This window comes from uncultured Thalassospira sp. (assembly GCF_963976115.1).
Classification (GTDB): domain Bacteria; phylum Pseudomonadota; class Alphaproteobacteria; order Rhodospirillales; family Thalassospiraceae; genus Thalassospira.
This window is the reverse complement of record NZ_CAXBJJ010000005.1, coordinates 165,412-180,031: the sequence shown is the minus strand read 5'-3', so window position 1 is coordinate 180,031 and position 14,620 is coordinate 165,412. Positions and strand designations below refer to the sequence as shown.

Sequence of the window (14,620 nt, the reverse complement as noted above, 5' to 3'; positions counted from 1 at the left end):
CGGGTTAGCGTGATAGGGCGGCGTTGATCCGGCTTAACCCGTCGCGGGTTGTTGCCAGGTCATGTACCAGGGCAATGCGAATGAAACGGGCACCGGGATTGTCACCCTGTGGGTCGTTAATCGAAAGATACCGCCCCGGAATGACTTTAACCCCTTCTTGCGCCCATATTTTTTTGGTGGCGGCTTCGTCGTCACCGACATCAAGCCACAAAAAGAAGCCACCAGCGGGGCGATAAAAGCCAAAGCGATTGCCAAAAATTTCGGCTGCGATATCAATTTTGGCGCGATACAGGTCGCGGTTGGCGTCGGCGTGGGCATCGTCATTCCAAAGGGCGGTTGATGCCGCCATGATCGGCATCGGAATGGTCGCCGAACAATAACTGCGCAGGCGGTTGAAGTGCTTGACGATTTTGGCATCCCCCGCGACAAACCCGGACCGCAAACCCGGCGCGCTGGAGCGCTTGGACAGGCTGTGAAATACCAGCACATTGTCCATATTGCCGTTTTGGGCGGCACAAATTTCAAGTGCCCCTGTTGGGGCGTCGCGGTCGTAAATGTCGGCATAGCATTCGTCCATTGCCAGCACAAAATTGTGTTTGCGCGCCAGGGCAATAATGCGTTCAAGATAGTTGCGCGAGGCGACGGCCCCTTGCGGATTGGCCGGCGAACACAGGAAAAACAGGCGGCAAGCCGACAACGTTTCGTCATCGATTTGATCAAGGTCGGGCAGAAAACCGGTTTCCGGTGTGGCGGCCAGCGGCACCATTTCGGCATCATTAAGCACGGCGGCCCCGCAATAGACCTGATAAAACGGGTTGGGCAACAGGACCTTGGGTTTGGGGCCGGGCTGATCTTGTGGAATAACGCAGGTGGCGATCAGGTAAAGGGCTTCGCGCGTTCCGGCAACCGGAATGATGTGATCGTCACGGTGGATCATGTTTTCGGGCAGGTCATAGCGGCGATCCAGCCATCCCTTGATGGCGGCGCGCAGTTCCGGTGTTCCCTGCCCCGGCGGGTATTTGTGCCACAAATGAGCATTGGCAATCATGGCTTCGGTGATCATGGCCGGGGGTTCGTGCTGGGGTTCACCAATGGACATTACCAGCGGGTCTTTGCCCGGCGTAATACGGTCCAGCAGGGCGGCAAGCCGGGGAAAAGGATAATCGGGCAAAGTGTCCAGGCGCTGGTTGAACATGATGTGTGACGTTCCGTTTATGAAGGACCCCAATTGGCAAACCGAAGGCGCGGCCATGCCGGTGTATGTCTGAGCCGCGATCCCTGCCCGGTTTGCAGTGTTCTTTGCAGGCAGGCGGAAAAGACGGTCAGTTCACACACTTAGTTTACCCCTAATGGAAAAGTACAAAGAAAGATTTAAAGGGCGGGGTGTTTAAACGCAAAAAGCCCGGAAACGTGCGGTTTCCGGGCTTTGGGAAAAGTTATTGCAGTGGTTAGCTGGCTTTTACGTCATCCTCGGGATAGGCGGTGATTTTATGGATCGACAGATCGGCACCGTAATATTCTGCTTCGGAATCAAGGCGGATGCCGATTGTATTTTTCAAAACGCCGTAAACCACGAATCCGGTAATCGCCGCATAGGCCGCCCCACCAACAGACCCGGCCAGCTGCACGCCAAACGACACCCCGCCAACGCCCCCCAGTGCCGAAAGGCCAAAGATGCCACAGGCAATGCCGCCCCACAGGCCGCACATGCCATGCAGGGGCCAAACGCCCAAAACATCATCGATTTTCCATTTCGCCTGGCATTTTTCAAACGCCCAGACAAACAGAAAACCCGCCAGCCCGCCCGTGATCAACGCGCCGATCGGATGCATGACATCGGACCCGGCGCAAACCGCCACCAGCCCGGCCAATGCCCCGTTATGGACAAAGCCGGGGTCGTTGCGCCCGGCGATCAGGGCCGTCAAAATGCCGCCAACCATCGCCATGAGCGAATTAACCGCCACCAGCCCGGTAATGCCGCTAACCGATTGTGCGGACATGACATTAAAACCAAACCAGCCCACACATAACACCCACGACCCCAAGGCAAGAAACGGGATGTTTGACGGCGGAATACCCACCAGCCCGCCGGTTTTGGTATAGCGCCCTTTGCGAACCCCCAAATGAATGACAGCCCCCAGTGCAATCCAGCCCCCAACGGCGTGAACCACTATTGACCCGGCAAAATCGTGAAACGGTGCGCCAAAAATATGGCTAATGGCATCCTGAATGCCAAAATTGCCGTTCCAGACAATGCCTTCAAATAGCGGATAAAACACACCGACCAGAACGGCGGTGGCAATCAGTTGCGGCCAGAATTTGGCCCGTTCGGCAATGCCGCCTGAAATAATGGCCGGGATGGCGGCCGCAAATGTCAGTAAAAAGAAGAATTTAACCAGATCATAACCGCTGCTGGCAAAGGCATGTTGGCCGTTTACCAGTTCGGACCCGCGTAACACATTGGCATTGCTGAAAAAAGTAACGCCGTAGGCCACGGCATAGCCGATGAAAAAATAGGCAATGGTCGATACAGCGAAATCGACGATAATTTTGACCAGAGCATTCACCTGGTTCTTTTTTCGAACGGTTCCGACTTCCAGAAAGGCAAAACCGGCGTGCATGGCAAGGACCATAATGGCCCCCATCAGCACAAAAAATACGTCCGAGGCAGTTTGAAAAGCCTCCATGAGACGACCTCTGTTTTTGTTTATAACGTTTCCTCTTGGTGGGGGCGCAGATCAATATCTGTGCCAACATCGCGGGTGATGACAAAAGAACGTTCAAAAACAGATGGTTGATGTGTCGGTTTGTGACGTTTCAGGCAAGGGTACAAAACGTGTTTGAGAGCAAGACTGCCTGACAAGTGACCAGAATTGTGCTTAAAAAAACAGCAAGCACAAAAAGAAAGACCCGCCACAAGGGCGGGTCAGTGGGTCTGACAGGTCGGATGCGTGAGCATCCGTCAGGAAATTGTGGTGCAGGGCATATTAGAAGCGCTGCGAACCTTTACCGAATTCCGGATAGGCTTCGAGGCCCAGTTCAGCAGCATCGGTACCCAATGCTTCGTCTTCTTCCGACAGGCGGAGGCCGACGGTATATTTAAGAACCAACCAGACGATGGCCGAGGTTACCACGGCGAAGGCACCGATGGCGACAACGCCGGTCAGCTGGACACCGAAGGAAACGTCGGCATTGGTGATCGGAACCGCCAGGGTGCCCCAGATGCCGCAAACAAGGTGAACAGACACAGCACCGACAACGTCGTCGATTTTGCATTTGTCAACCAGCGGAACCGCGATGACAACCAGGATGCCACCAATAGCGCCGATAATGATCGCGGCACCGATGGTCGGGGTGTCGGGACCGGCAGTGATCGACACCAGGCCAGCCAGGGCACCGTTAAGGGCCATGGTCAGGTCGACTTTTTTGTACAGGATCTGGGTCAGGATCATGGCTGCAATCACGCCACCAGCAGCTGCCATCGAGGTGTTGGCATAGATGTTGGCGATGGCAATCACGTCAGCCGCAGTGTTCATGGCAAGCTGCGAGCCGCCATTGAAGCCGAACCAGCCGAGCCACAGGATCATGGTACCAATGGTGGCAAGGGTCAGGTTGGAGCCGGGCATCGGATGAACCGAACCGTCGGCACCGAATTTACCTTTGCGTGCCCCCAGGATGATGGCACCGGTCAAAGCTGCCCAGCCGCCAACAGAGTGAACGAGGGTAGAACCGGCGAAGTCATAGAAGCCCATTTCGGACAACCAGCCGCCGCCCCACTGCCAGGAACCCGTGATCGGATAGATAACCGAGGTCAGAACCACAGTGAAGATCATGAAAGGCCACAGTTTGATGCGCTCGGCAACGGTACCAGAGACAACAGAAGCCGCGGTGGCAACGAACACCATCTGGAAGAACCAGTCAGAGGTCGACGCATAACCGGCAGAATAATCACCAGCAAGGGCTGCGGCGTCATCTGCGCCCCAGATGCCAAAGCTGCCGATCCAGCCGCCATCAACACCGGCATACATCAAGTTGTAGCCGACGAGGTAATACATGATGCCCGCCGCAGCAAACAGTGCGACGTTTTTAAGCAGAATGGTGGCAACGTTTTTGGAACGAACCAGGCCTGCTTCGAGCATGGCAAAACCTGCGGCCATCCACATCACGAGCGCGCCGTGGATCAGGAAGCTGAAGGTATTGAAAATGTAACCGGTTTCTGGCGAAACCCCGGAAGCGGCGGCTGCATCCTGTGCAGAGGCCGGTTCGATCATCGCCAGCGTGGCTGCCCCAATTAGCCCGGCAAGGCCGGTCGTCTTCATCGAGATTTTCATAATGTCTCCCCTTGTCTCCGGGCTTACAGGGCGTCGTCGCCGGTTTCGCCGGTGCGGATACGAACCGCATGGCTTACGTCGAGAACGAAAATCTTACCGTCCCCGATTTTACCGGTCTGAGCCGTTTTCGTGATGGCTTCGACAACCTGATCGACCAGATTATCCGTGATCGCGACTTCCAGCTTTACCTTGGGCAAAAAGCTGACCATGTATTCGGCGCCACGATAAATTTCGGTCTGACCCTTTTGACGGCCAAAACCTTTGACTTCAGTGACCGTCAGACCCTGAACGCCAAGTGCACTTAACGCTTCGCGGACTTCATCAAGTTTGAACGGTTTGATAACAGCAGTAACCAATTTCATAATATGCGACCTCCCGGCACATCCGTTGACCACCAATGCGGCAATCACGATTTCGCAGTCACAAGGAGTAAACCAAGAATCGTGCCAGATTCGAAATTCGTCTATTAAGATGTTGATTATGCTTTTTTTATGAAAATTTTATCGGGAATATGCCGTGGCACTTTGTCAACGTGGGCGCGCATAATTTGTGCAAAGAAAGCGCAGCGTGATTAAAACTGCATCAAAAACAGGCAGTACAATAGCGGCTGATTTTTTTAAATGATCGCACGACCTTAGATCAAATCTATTCGTATATACGAGAGAGTGATAAGGCTGGCGAAAGCCGTTTTGACGGCCTATGTTGCGACAGATTTTAGCCATACGGGCAAGATCAGCATCGGCAAAAGCGGTGTTCGTACCCCCGGTGGGACGTGGGCCCATTGTTTGGCAGTGGCGATTGTGTTTTGTGCATCTGATGCGCAAAAAATCATGATCATCCGTGATGTGGGTACTGGCAGCTTTGCGTGAGAACCGGGCGATGACAGGCAAGACAGGATCAATAAAGATGACGACGAACGACGTTCTTCATTTTGATGTGATTATTCTGGGCGGTGGTCTGGCAGGGGCCAGCATGGCAATGGCGCTGGCACATGGCGGTTTGCGCAGTGTGGTGATCGACCGCGAAAATCCGCAAACATTGCTGGCGGCCAACCACGATGGCCGAACCTGCGCCATTGCGGCGGCGTCACGTGCGGTGCTTGATGTGACAGGTGTCTGGCAATATATGCAGGCCGATGCCCAACCTATTTCCGACATTCGCATTGCCGATGGCAAAAGTCCGCTTTACCTGCATTACGATCATCGCGATGTGGGCAGCGAGGCGCTGGGCTATATTGTTGAAAACCGTGTAACCCGGCAGGCGCTCTATCGGGCGATGGATGAAAACGACCTTGTGACCCTGATCGCCCCGGCATCGGTTGCCACCATTGCACGGACCAGTGCAAACATGGTCCTGACACTTGATGATGGCCGACATGTGTGTGCGCCCCTGGCGATCGGGGCCGAAGGGCGCAATTCATTATTGCGAAAATGGGCCGGGATCAAAACCTATAGCTGGCAATATGATCAAAGTGCGATTGTTTGCACGGTGAAGCATGAGCGCCCGCATCATGGTGTTGCGGTGGAACATTTTCTGCCCGCAGGCCCCTTTGCCATTCTGCCTATGACGGAAAACCGCTCCTCCATTGTCTGGACGGAAAGCACGGCCATGGCAAATTATCTGGTCGGGCAAAGTGAAGATGTGTTTGTTGATGAATTACATCAGCGCTTTGATGGCTATCTGGGCGATCTTGACGTGATCGGACCGCGCTTTTGTTATCCGCTGGGGTTGCAGCATGCCTATCAGTATTGTGATGCGCGGCTGGCCTTAATTGGCGATGCTGCCCATGGTATGCACCCGATCGCCGGGCAGGGCCTTAATATGGGCATCCGGGATGTGGCCGCATTGGCCGAAATTCTGATCAATGCCCGCCGGTTGGGCCGCGACATCGGGATGCAGGATGTGCTGGCGGAATACGAGCAATGGCGTCGTTTTGACAATACGGTGATGCTGGCTGTAACCGATGTAACAAACCGTTTGTTTTCCAACGATCTTGCACCGGTTCGCTTTGCCCGGGATGCAGGATTGGCAGTGGTGCAAAAAATGACCCCGTTAAAACGCACCTTTATGTCTCATGCCATGGGCTATGCCGGGACGCTGCCTTTGCTGATGCAGGGTAAATCGATTTAACGTTTTCATCTTCGGGCAAAATAGCAAAACAACCCGTCTGGTCGGTTGATCGGCACGGGAAAGGTTTTGTTATGCCCGTAATGCCTCGTTTCTTTCAGGTGACGATGGTTGGTTGTCAATTAATACCAGCTCTTTATGATGGTGGGCATAAGGGCGGGTGGGGCAGCAGGTTAAAGCCGGGTTTTTAATGAATATTGGTCACTACGAGTCGCAAGATGCGGGGTATTCGACTCTTTATATTTGCAAGTGACAGGATTATTTCCGACGTTTTTTGCCCTGCACCATATTCATATGGTTAAAAAGAGACTGAAAAATTGATTTAAGGGCGCGCAGTTAAAAACCGTTCTAAAAAACACATGATTTCATGTTGTTTTCTTGATGTGGGTCAAGCTATTGGCCGTTCATATGCACGATGCTCCGCCTCGATCAATTCTTTGACGTAGGGGAGTCCGTATTATGCGACTGATCAATACTCTTAAAGCTGCCGGTGCAGCTGCTATTCTGGTTGCGGCTGCTGCCGCTTCAATTGCTCCGGCTTCGGCCGAAGATATGGGCTTCAAAGGTAAATCGGCAGGTGATATCCTGATCCGTGGCCGTGTTGTCGGTGTTGTTCCTGATGAAGATATTAAGGGAAAAAATGGTTTTGCCGGTGAAGGCGAAGTTGACAACGACGTTATCCCGGAAGTCGATTTTTCTTATTTTGTTACCGACAACATTGCACTCGAACTGATCGCTGGTACGTCCAAGCATGACGTTAAGTGGAAGTCTGGTAGTACCGAGCTTGATCTGGGTAGTGTCCGTCTGCTGCCGCCGACCCTGACCGTGCAATATCACTTTTTGTCCAAGCAGCGCTTCAGCCCCTATATTGGCGCTGGTGTCAACTACACCATTTTCTATGATTCAAAGCCGGGTCAGTTCAATTCGGTGAAGTATGACAATGGCTTTGGCTATGCGTTCCAGGCTGGTTTCGACTATGCAATCTCTGGTCCGTGGTCTTTGAACGTTGACGTCAAGAAGATCTTCCTCAACACCGACGTTTCGGTCAATGGTGGTGCCGTGAAGGCTGACGCCGACCTTGATCCGTGGCTGTTCGGTGTCGGTATCGGTTACCGCTTCTAATTCGTTCTTTCGGGGACAGAGCAAAAAGCCGTCGCAGATCACTGCGGCGGCGTTTTTGTATTCTATGGCTCACATAAGCGGTTGGCTTTATCGCTTTGCACGCAGCCGAAATGCGTGTTGTTTCGTGGTGCGTTGTGGCGATGGTCACGCGTGAAAGCCGGTGGCTTATTTTTGCGCAATGCCTGGTTTGGCGGGATCGCGCGACAGGCCACGGTCTTTTAATGCCTGTTCGTATTGCTGCCAAAGTTGGGTCTGGTTGTCATGCAGCTCGCGCAAGTAATGCCAGCTATAAATGCCGCTATCATGTAAATCATCAAACGTGATTTTTACGGCATAATGGCCTACAGGCTCTATATTTATAATGCCAACATGTTTGCGACCGGAAATTATCCGTTTTTCGGAAGGATGGTGCCCCTGAACTTCGGCAGAAGGGCTTTCTACCCGTAATAATTCCGCGCTCAGCCGTGTTTCAACACCGTCACCCCAGATAACTTCCAGAACGCGATCCTGTTTCAGATAGTTTATTTCAACCGGAATATGGTTGGGGGTGAAGGCGTTGCCAGACATGGTAAGGGCGACCTTTTTCAGTCTTCGATAACGCGGGCTTCATCGGGCAGCATGATCGGAATGCCGTCGCGGATCGGATAGGCAAGGCCCGCTTTACGGCTGATCAGTTCGCGGTTTTCGCGGTCATATTCCAGGGTATCCTTGGTTACCGGGCACACAAGAATTTCAAGAAGTTTGGGATCAACCGGGCTGTGATTTGCGGTCGTCATGTCAATTCTGCCTTGTCTTTACATAAGATTGGCCAAAACACGCAAAGGGCGCGATGCGCGCCGACGTTTGAATGTTATGGACTAGTTGCCAGCGGCCTTGCTGGTTTGGGGATAGCACGCCATTTCCAGCAATGTCGTTAGCATATCGCCCCGATCATACAGGCTTGGGCATTCCAGCAAAGCCTGTTTTTCAGTCGGGCCCAATTGGCAGCCCATGGCAATGGCCGTCACCAGCATTTCATCATCGGTATCGCTGATGGTATCCCAGCAGGAGCGCAAGGAATGGTAGGAAAAATAGGCATCAAGGGCCCGTTGCAGGCGGGACCGGTTGATGGGCTGGTCCAATGACTGGATGGTATAATCCAGATCCCCGCGCCAACGTGAATAATCACATTTGACGGATCTGTATCCACTTTTACCAAGTGGTAATTCACCAGCAATGTCAAAACGGCATACCCCGGTAAGGGTAACCAGAAAACGGCCATCGTCGGTTTCGCTAAAAGCCGAAATCCGGCCAATGCACCCGGTGCCAAACAGTTGGTTTGATACCGCATCTGCGGTTTTGATGTTGCTGTTGTCGTTGCTGTTTGCTTCGGTGTCGGAATGGCGCGGTTGCACCATTCCGATCATGCGGTCGCGGCCCAGGGCATCCATGATCATGTTCAGGTAACGCAGTTCGAAGATATTCAGCGGTAAATGACCGCGGGGCAGTAACAAGGCGCCACTAAGCGGAAATACCGGAATAGTCTCCGGAAGTTCCGAAAAATCAGGATCGAATGGGCCGCAAATATTCATGCAAACAATACCGTTGAAAGGGCGCGTCGGCCAGCAACACTTGCCGGATCCATCGGGCCCCATGCCTCGAAAAATTTGATTAACTGGGTACGGGCACCATCTTCGTTCCATTCGCGGTCCTTGCGAATAATCTCGATCATGGTCTGTACCGCTTCTTCACGTTTATTGGCCGCAAACAAAGCCATTCCCAGGTCAAATTTTGCCTGGGTATCGGTCGGGTTGGCCTCGGCATGGGCGCGTGCAACATCCAGATCGGCATTGTGTGTGACGGCCTCGGCCAGTTCAAGGGCGCTGATGGCGGCGGCAATCGGCGTTTTCAAACGGGTCCGATCCCCCATGTCGTCGACAAAGCCGCGCGCATTTTCAATTTCGCCCATCGCCACCATGCAGCGCAAAACGCCGCCTAATGCCGTGTCATTGTCAGGTTCGCGTTCCAGCACATTGCCATACAGGCCGTGAGCGGTTATGGCGTCATCTTCGGCCAGGGCGGCATGTGCTTTTTCAAGCAGCATTTCAATCGGGCTTTCAAGCGGTCCACCGGCAATGCGTTCAAAAAACGCACGGACTTCGCTTTCGGGCTGTGCGCCCTGAAAACCGTCAACCGGGCGCCCCTCCTTGAAGGCATATACTGTGGGCACCGACTGGATGCGCAACTGTATTGCCAGGTCCTGGTTTTTGTCGATATCAATCTTGACCAGCTTTACGCGGCCGCCGGCTTCACGTGTGACCTTTTCTATAATCGGGGTCAGTGTTTTGCACGGACCACACCATGGCGCCCAGAAATCGACAACAACGGGGCCTTCCATTGACGGTTCGATCACATCCTGCACGAATGTTTCGATGCCGGAATCCTTGATCAGGTCAGAGTTGGCACCCGATTGTGCCGACGGCGCAGGTGCATTGGGATCAAGAATAATAGCCATGATAAGGTTACTCGCTGTTCGTTGTATTTTAAATGAGGTCCCTTATCCCTTAGGACAAGAGGGGATGATTTAGATTACATCTTTGCAATATTTCGCAGCGGTGCGCGCAACCCCTGCAATCTGGGAGTTTAGACCATGAATGCAACTGTTTTTCAGTCGCTTTTCACAAAATCGTCGTCAAAATCCAGTATTTTTGGCTGATACCCCAGTGCCGTTACAAATTTCAGCAGATCCGCCGGGGAAATGGCTGTTGTGCGATCATTTCTAAGGGGGTGAAAATTCAGGCGTGTGTCTTCGGCTTCAAAAAATGCCTGATCGAACGCAACATTAACGATTTTGTTGCTGTCATTGATCAGGGCAAAAGGGGTTACCGAGCCGGGAACCACCCCCAGTGTTGCGAACAGCAGATCGGCATTACCAAAAGAAAGCCGGTGACATCCCAGCTTTTTATGCAGATGGTTTAACGCGATAGGGCGGTTCTCTTCGGCAACAACCAGCCATAGCGCCCCTTTTTTGTCTTTCAGGAACAGGTTTTTGCTGTGCATTCCGGGCAAGTCGCCCCGCAAAGCCCGGGATTCTTCGACGGTAAAAAGTGGCGCATGAGCCTGCGTGCTAAATTCGATTCCCAGTTTTTCAAGACAGTCAAATAACCCGGTGGATGGATCGTCCATGTTATTTCCGCTATGGTTGGGTTGGTAAAAAATATTATCGAGAGACAATAGCATGAAATTACCCCTGGCAGATAGCCGGGCGCAGAAAACCAATAAAAACTGTTGGAAAACCGCCATTTTTTACGATGTGACAATTTTATCAAAAAAGGTGTTGCAATCACTCATTCTTGGGCTATTATCCGCGCCGCTCCCCAAGGGGAACACAAACAGACTGATGAATGCGGGCGTAGCTCAGGGGTAGAGCATAACCTTGCCAAGGTTAGGGTCGAGAGTTCGAATCTCTTCGCCCGCTCCATAATGAAAGTTCTAAAGGCCGTCCTTCGGGGCGGCCTTTTGTTTTTGTCGGTCGGGGGGCCGGATAAGGCTGTCATATAAGTTCCATTGCCTTTTCAGCGATGATTATGATAACGGCGAATGAGGGGCTTTTTTTACCGTTTGACATATCCGTTTGACTGGCTCGTATCGACTGGGAACCATCCTCCGGTTGTGGATTCTGTCATGTCCTTAATACTGAAGGATGATTTTTTCCTATCCGGTTGTATATTTGGCTTGTCGGTTTTATGGTAATTCCTGTTTTTGCCCCAAGCCGGTCCGGGGCGGTGTTGCATTATGAGTTACGAGCCAAGGATATGCGCCATTTCGAGCCGTAATTTTTTATTCACGCGGACGTTGCCAGTGACGCTGCTGGTGCTGCTTGTCGGGGTTTCTGCGTTTTTTCTGGTGTATTGGGCCACCATGGAAACCAACCGGGTGGCAACGGCGCGCCAGTTTTATCTGCTTGATCAGACGCAGGCGGAAACCTTGCGTGATGTTCCTTACGAGCAGGAAAGCATGACCGTGCGTGACGAATCGGTTCGGGCGGCGTTGTCGTGGAATACCAACTGGTTGAATGACAATCTGGGATCGTGGATGCACGAATATTACGGGTTTGATGAACTTTATGTTCTTGATCCCCGGGACGTGCCGATGCTGGCCTTTCACGCGCGAACCGGATTGCAGGCGCATATCGCCCCTGCTTTTGGCGACGTTTTATATCCGCTGGTTCATAAATTGCGGGCCCGTTTACGGGCCGGTGACGGCCCTAAAGTGGTTAAAATGCGAACGCCGGGTGAAACAGCCCTTGATATGGTGGGCGGGCATCCCGCGGTTGTCAGTGTTAAGGCGATTGTCAGTGACACAGGTGATATTTCGCAGGTGCCCGGCAAAGAATTTTTACACGTTGCCGTTCAATATCTTGATGGACCGGGATATCTGGCCGAACTGGATCATAAATACCTGTTTGATCATTTGCGGTTTTCGACCGTCAGGGATGCGGTTGGGAATGAACGCGTTTATCCGATGGTCACCCACGACAAACGCACGATTGGATATTTCATCTGGCAGCCATACCGTCCCGGGTCGACGGTCATGGCCTATATTTCGCCGATGCTGGTGTTCGTCTTTTGCGGTTTGGTTGTCGCCGTTTTTGTCTTTATGTCGCTGATGCACCGTCGTATGACCAGCCAGGCGGCCACCGAGGCGAAAATGCGTCATATGGTGATGCATGATGCCCTTACCGGCCTGCCGAACCGGGCGAACTTTAACCAGCGTGTAGATGTAGAACTGGCCCGGCTGGACCCGTCTTCAGGGCTGGGTATTGCATTACTGTTTCTGGACCTGAACGGGTTCAAACAGATTAATGAGTCGTTTGGGCATCCGTTGGGCGACAAACTGATTTATGAGTTCGGCCAGCGCCTTGTTTCGCTGTCGCGCGCGCGTGATGCCGTCGCCCGGTTGGGCGGTGATGAATTTACCCTGATGCTGACCGGCATTCGCCAGTGCGACGATGTTGAACGTTTTTGTCGTCGTTTGATTGAACTGGCCCGGATGCCATTTAACATCGAAGGGCACCAGCTTTTTGTCGGGCTGAGCGTTGGTTACGCCTTTGCCCCTGACCACGGGCATGATCGCGACGACCTGATGCGCAAGGCGGATGTGGCGCTGTATCATGCGAAAATGAATGGTCGTAACGACTTTGCCGGTTTTGCACTCGAGATGGATGCGTTGTTGCGCAATCGCCACCGGGTTGAAACCGAACTGCGCGAGGCAATGGTCTCGTTTGATCAGATCAAGGTGCATTACCAGCCGGTTTATAACCTTAAGCAAGGAACGTTAATCGGGTTTGAGGCACTGCTGCGCTGGCAACACCCGGCACGCGGCTGGATCTCGCCGGAGTTTTTTATTCCGGTGGCCGAAGAGGCCGGGCTCATGCGTGATCTGGGGCAGCATGTTTTGCAAAAGTCCTGCCAGGCTGCGGCGCAATGGCCTGCACATACCGTTGCGGTCAATGTGTCAATCCTCGAGCTGCAAGATGTCGACTATGCCGGAAAACTGGCTGCATTGCTGGCATCAACCGGGTTGGCACCCGAAAGGCTGGAGCTTGAAGTTACTGAAACGGCAGTGTTGACCACCGGCGCGTGCGAAGAAAACCTCAAAGCCATCCGCAAGATGGGGGTTCGGGTTGCCCTGGATGACTTTGGTACCGGTTTTTCATCGTTGGCCCGCTTAACCCAGATTGACGTTGACCGGATCAAGATCGATAAAATCTTTATACATGGCTTTGATCAGTCAGACAGCGATAAAGCAATGGTGCGCGCCATTGTGGAACTGGCCCAGGCGACTTCGCTTTTGACAACGGCCGAAGGGGTCGAAAATGCCCGGCAGGTTGAATTCCTGCGCGATATTGGCTGTGATGCGCTTCAGGGGTTCTATTTCTCCGAAGCTCTGCCTGTTGAACAGGTTGACGACCTGATTGCGACAGAAAATCACCATCAGGCATTGCGCAATCAAAACCACCGGCAAATTGCTGATTAACAGGCCCATGCCCGGGATGCGGCGATAGTCCCAGGTCGCAACCTTGAATCTTGCCTGATCATTGACCTTTTCAGCCATAAAGCCGTAACGCTGACCGGCGGGACCCTGTTGTCCTGCCGGTCAGCGTTATCGCGATCAATGCATCAGATGAACAGGGGCTGCCATGATGCCGTTTGCGGCGAGTAGCAAGGCGACCATTGCCAGTGTTATCCCATGATGTGATAGCCGCCATCAATATGGATGACATCCCCGGTAATGGCGCGGGATCGGTCACTGGCCAAAAACGAGGCCAGATCGCCAATTTCATCAATCGTGACCAGGCGATGTTCAGGCGCGCGATCGCGGGCCTGGGTCATCAGGTTATCAAATTCGGCAATGCCCGATGATGCACGGGTTAACAGCGGACCGGGTGAAATGGCATGCACGCGAATATTTTGCGGGCCCAGTTCGGCCGCCATGTAGCGTGTTGCGGCTTCAAGGGCGGCTTTTACCGGCCCCATGATGCCATAATGATCAATCACCCGTTCCGACCCCATATAGCTGACGGTCAAAAGAGCGCCGCCATCGGCCATCAGGGGTTCAGCCCGTTTGGCAATGCGCTGAAACGAATGGCAGGAAATGTCCATTGCGGTGAGAAAGCCTTCGCGCGAGCAATCAACCACCCGGCCATGCAAATCATCGGCAGGGGCAAAGGCAATGCAATGCAGGACGAAATCCAGCTTGCCCCATTTCCTTGTGATCTCGTCAAACAGGGCATCGGCCTGTGCCTCGTCGCAAACATCAAACGGTGCAATGATTGACGCATCGACATTTTCCGCCAGTGGACGAACATATTTTTCCGCTTTGGTATTTAAATAGGTTACCGCAAGCTCGGCACCGTCGCGCCGAAAAGCCTGTGCGCAGCCATAGGCGATGGATTTGTCGTTGGCGATGCCAATCACCAATCCTTTTTTCCCTGCCAGCATTCCGATATCCCTTTGGGTTTAAAATTACGTTGCAATTGCGAGAGTGTTTAAAAAGAT

The 14,620-nt window shown here is 53.0% G+C and carries 13 protein-coding genes and 1 tRNA gene; 4 read left to right on the top strand and 10 right to left on the bottom strand.

The window, feature by feature from the left end; all coding sequences use genetic code 11:
• Positions 1-4: 4 nt before the first annotated feature.
• The 4 genes from AAC086_RS07700 to AAC086_RS07685 form a co-directional block, all read right to left on the bottom strand.
• Entirely contained in the window at positions 5-1,195 is a 1,191-nt protein-coding gene (locus AAC086_RS07700; protein WP_339777278.1) for an aminotransferase class I/II-fold pyridoxal phosphate-dependent enzyme, read from the bottom strand.
• Between the two features lie 253 nt (positions 1,196-1,448).
• Positions 1,449-2,687: an ammonium transporter gene (locus AAC086_RS07695; protein ID WP_339777276.1), complete on the bottom strand. Its 1,239-nt coding sequence runs from the start codon at positions 2,685-2,687 to the stop codon at positions 1,449-1,451.
• A gap of 300 nt (positions 2,688-2,987) precedes the next feature.
• Positions 2,988-4,331 (bottom strand): ammonium transporter, encoded by a 1,344-nt coding sequence (gene amt, locus AAC086_RS07690; RefSeq protein WP_339777274.1) that lies wholly within the window; start codon positions 4,329-4,331, stop codon positions 2,988-2,990.
• Between the two features lie 23 nt (positions 4,332-4,354).
• Positions 4,355-4,693, bottom strand: a complete 339-nt coding sequence (locus AAC086_RS07685; RefSeq protein WP_073955310.1) for a P-II family nitrogen regulator — start codon at positions 4,691-4,693, stop codon at positions 4,355-4,357.
• A 544-nt stretch (positions 4,694-5,237) separates the two neighbouring features.
• Between AAC086_RS07685 and AAC086_RS07680 the strand changes: the two genes are divergently transcribed.
• A complete protein-coding gene (locus AAC086_RS07680; RefSeq protein ID WP_339777266.1) occupies positions 5,238-6,461 on the top strand; it encodes a UbiH/UbiF/VisC/COQ6 family ubiquinone biosynthesis hydroxylase in 1,224 nt (407 codons plus the stop codon).
• 456 nt (positions 6,462-6,917) lie between these two features.
• Complete coding sequence (locus AAC086_RS07675; protein ID WP_339777263.1) at positions 6,918-7,580, top strand: OmpW family outer membrane protein; 663 nt, start codon at positions 6,918-6,920, stop codon at positions 7,578-7,580.
• 165 nt (positions 7,581-7,745) lie between these two features.
• Here the strand turns inward: AAC086_RS07675 and AAC086_RS07670 are convergent, their stop codons facing one another.
• The 5 genes from AAC086_RS07670 to AAC086_RS07650 form a co-directional block, all read right to left on the bottom strand.
• Positions 7,746-8,147 carry a DUF971 domain-containing protein gene (locus AAC086_RS07670; protein WP_339777260.1) on the bottom strand — a complete coding sequence of 134 codons (402 nt, stop codon included), beginning with the start codon at positions 8,145-8,147 and terminating at the stop codon, positions 7,746-7,748.
• Positions 8,148-8,164: 17 nt separating this feature from the next.
• Complete coding sequence (locus AAC086_RS07665) at positions 8,165-8,356, bottom strand: Trm112 family protein (protein ID WP_085589945.1); 192 nt, start codon at positions 8,354-8,356, stop codon at positions 8,165-8,167.
• A gap of 81 nt (positions 8,357-8,437) precedes the next feature.
• Positions 8,438-9,151, bottom strand: coding sequence for an LON peptidase substrate-binding domain-containing protein (locus tag AAC086_RS07660; protein ID WP_339777255.1), 714 nt, complete (start codon positions 9,149-9,151; stop codon positions 8,438-8,440).
• A complete protein-coding gene (gene trxA / locus AAC086_RS07655) occupies positions 9,148-10,074 on the bottom strand; it encodes a thioredoxin (protein WP_339777253.1) in 927 nt (308 codons plus the stop codon). Before trxA ends, AAC086_RS07660 begins: the two co-directional genes overlap by 4 nt.
• 152 nt (positions 10,075-10,226) lie before the next feature.
• Entirely contained in the window at positions 10,227-10,745 is a 519-nt protein-coding gene (locus tag AAC086_RS07650; protein ID WP_339777250.1) for a prolyl-tRNA synthetase associated domain-containing protein, read from the bottom strand.
• Between the two features lie 220 nt (positions 10,746-10,965).
• Here AAC086_RS07650 and AAC086_RS07645 point away from each other — a divergent pair.
• Both AAC086_RS07645 and AAC086_RS07640 read left to right on the top strand, forming a co-directional pair.
• Positions 10,966-11,040 (top strand) — tRNA-Gly (locus tag AAC086_RS07645).
• A 380-nt stretch (positions 11,041-11,420) separates the two neighbouring features.
• Positions 11,421-13,598 carry an EAL domain-containing protein gene (locus AAC086_RS07640; protein WP_339777247.1) on the top strand — a complete coding sequence of 726 codons (2,178 nt, stop codon included), beginning with the start codon at positions 11,421-11,423 and terminating at the stop codon, positions 13,596-13,598.
• Between the two features lie 206 nt (positions 13,599-13,804).
• Here the strand turns inward: AAC086_RS07640 and fabI are convergent, their stop codons facing one another.
• Positions 13,805-14,563: an enoyl-ACP reductase FabI gene (gene fabI, locus AAC086_RS07635; RefSeq protein ID WP_339777244.1), complete on the bottom strand. Its 759-nt coding sequence runs from the start codon at positions 14,561-14,563 to the stop codon at positions 13,805-13,807.
• Positions 14,564-14,620 lie beyond the last annotated feature (57 nt).

Bases quoted from the DNA above. Each gene is read 5' to 3' on its own strand.
- AAC086_RS07670 (WP_339777260.1), bottom strand. From the start codon at position 8,147: ATGTCTGGCAACGCCTTCACCCCCAACCATATTCCGGTTGAAATAAAC.
- trxA (WP_339777253.1), bottom strand. From the start codon at position 10,074: ATGGCTATTATTCTTGATCCCAATGCACCTGCGCCGTCGGCACAATCG.
- AAC086_RS07665 (WP_085589945.1), bottom strand. From the start codon at position 8,356: ATGACGACCGCAAATCACAGCCCGGTTGATCCCAAACTTCTTGAAATT.
- AAC086_RS07695 (WP_339777276.1), bottom strand. From the start codon at position 2,687: ATGGAGGCTTTTCAAACTGCCTCGGACGTATTTTTTGTGCTGATGGGG.
- AAC086_RS07680 (WP_339777266.1), top strand. From the start codon at position 5,238: ATGACGACGAACGACGTTCTTCATTTTGATGTGATTATTCTGGGCGGT.
- AAC086_RS07700 (WP_339777278.1), bottom strand. From the start codon at position 1,195: ATGTTCAACCAGCGCCTGGACACTTTGCCCGATTATCCTTTTCCCCGG.
- amt (WP_339777274.1), bottom strand. From the start codon at position 4,331: ATGAAAATCTCGATGAAGACGACCGGCCTTGCCGGGCTAATTGGGGCA.
- AAC086_RS07685 (WP_073955310.1), bottom strand. From the start codon at position 4,693: ATGAAATTGGTTACTGCTGTTATCAAACCGTTCAAACTTGATGAAGTC.
- AAC086_RS07650 (WP_339777250.1), bottom strand. From the start codon at position 10,745: ATGGACGATCCATCCACCGGGTTATTTGACTGTCTTGAAAAACTGGGA.
- AAC086_RS07660 (WP_339777255.1), bottom strand. From the start codon at position 9,151: ATGAATATTTGCGGCCCATTCGATCCTGATTTTTCGGAACTTCCGGAG.
- AAC086_RS07675 (WP_339777263.1), top strand. From the start codon at position 6,918: ATGCGACTGATCAATACTCTTAAAGCTGCCGGTGCAGCTGCTATTCTG.
- fabI (WP_339777244.1), bottom strand. From the start codon at position 14,563: ATGCTGGCAGGGAAAAAAGGATTGGTGATTGGCATCGCCAACGACAAA.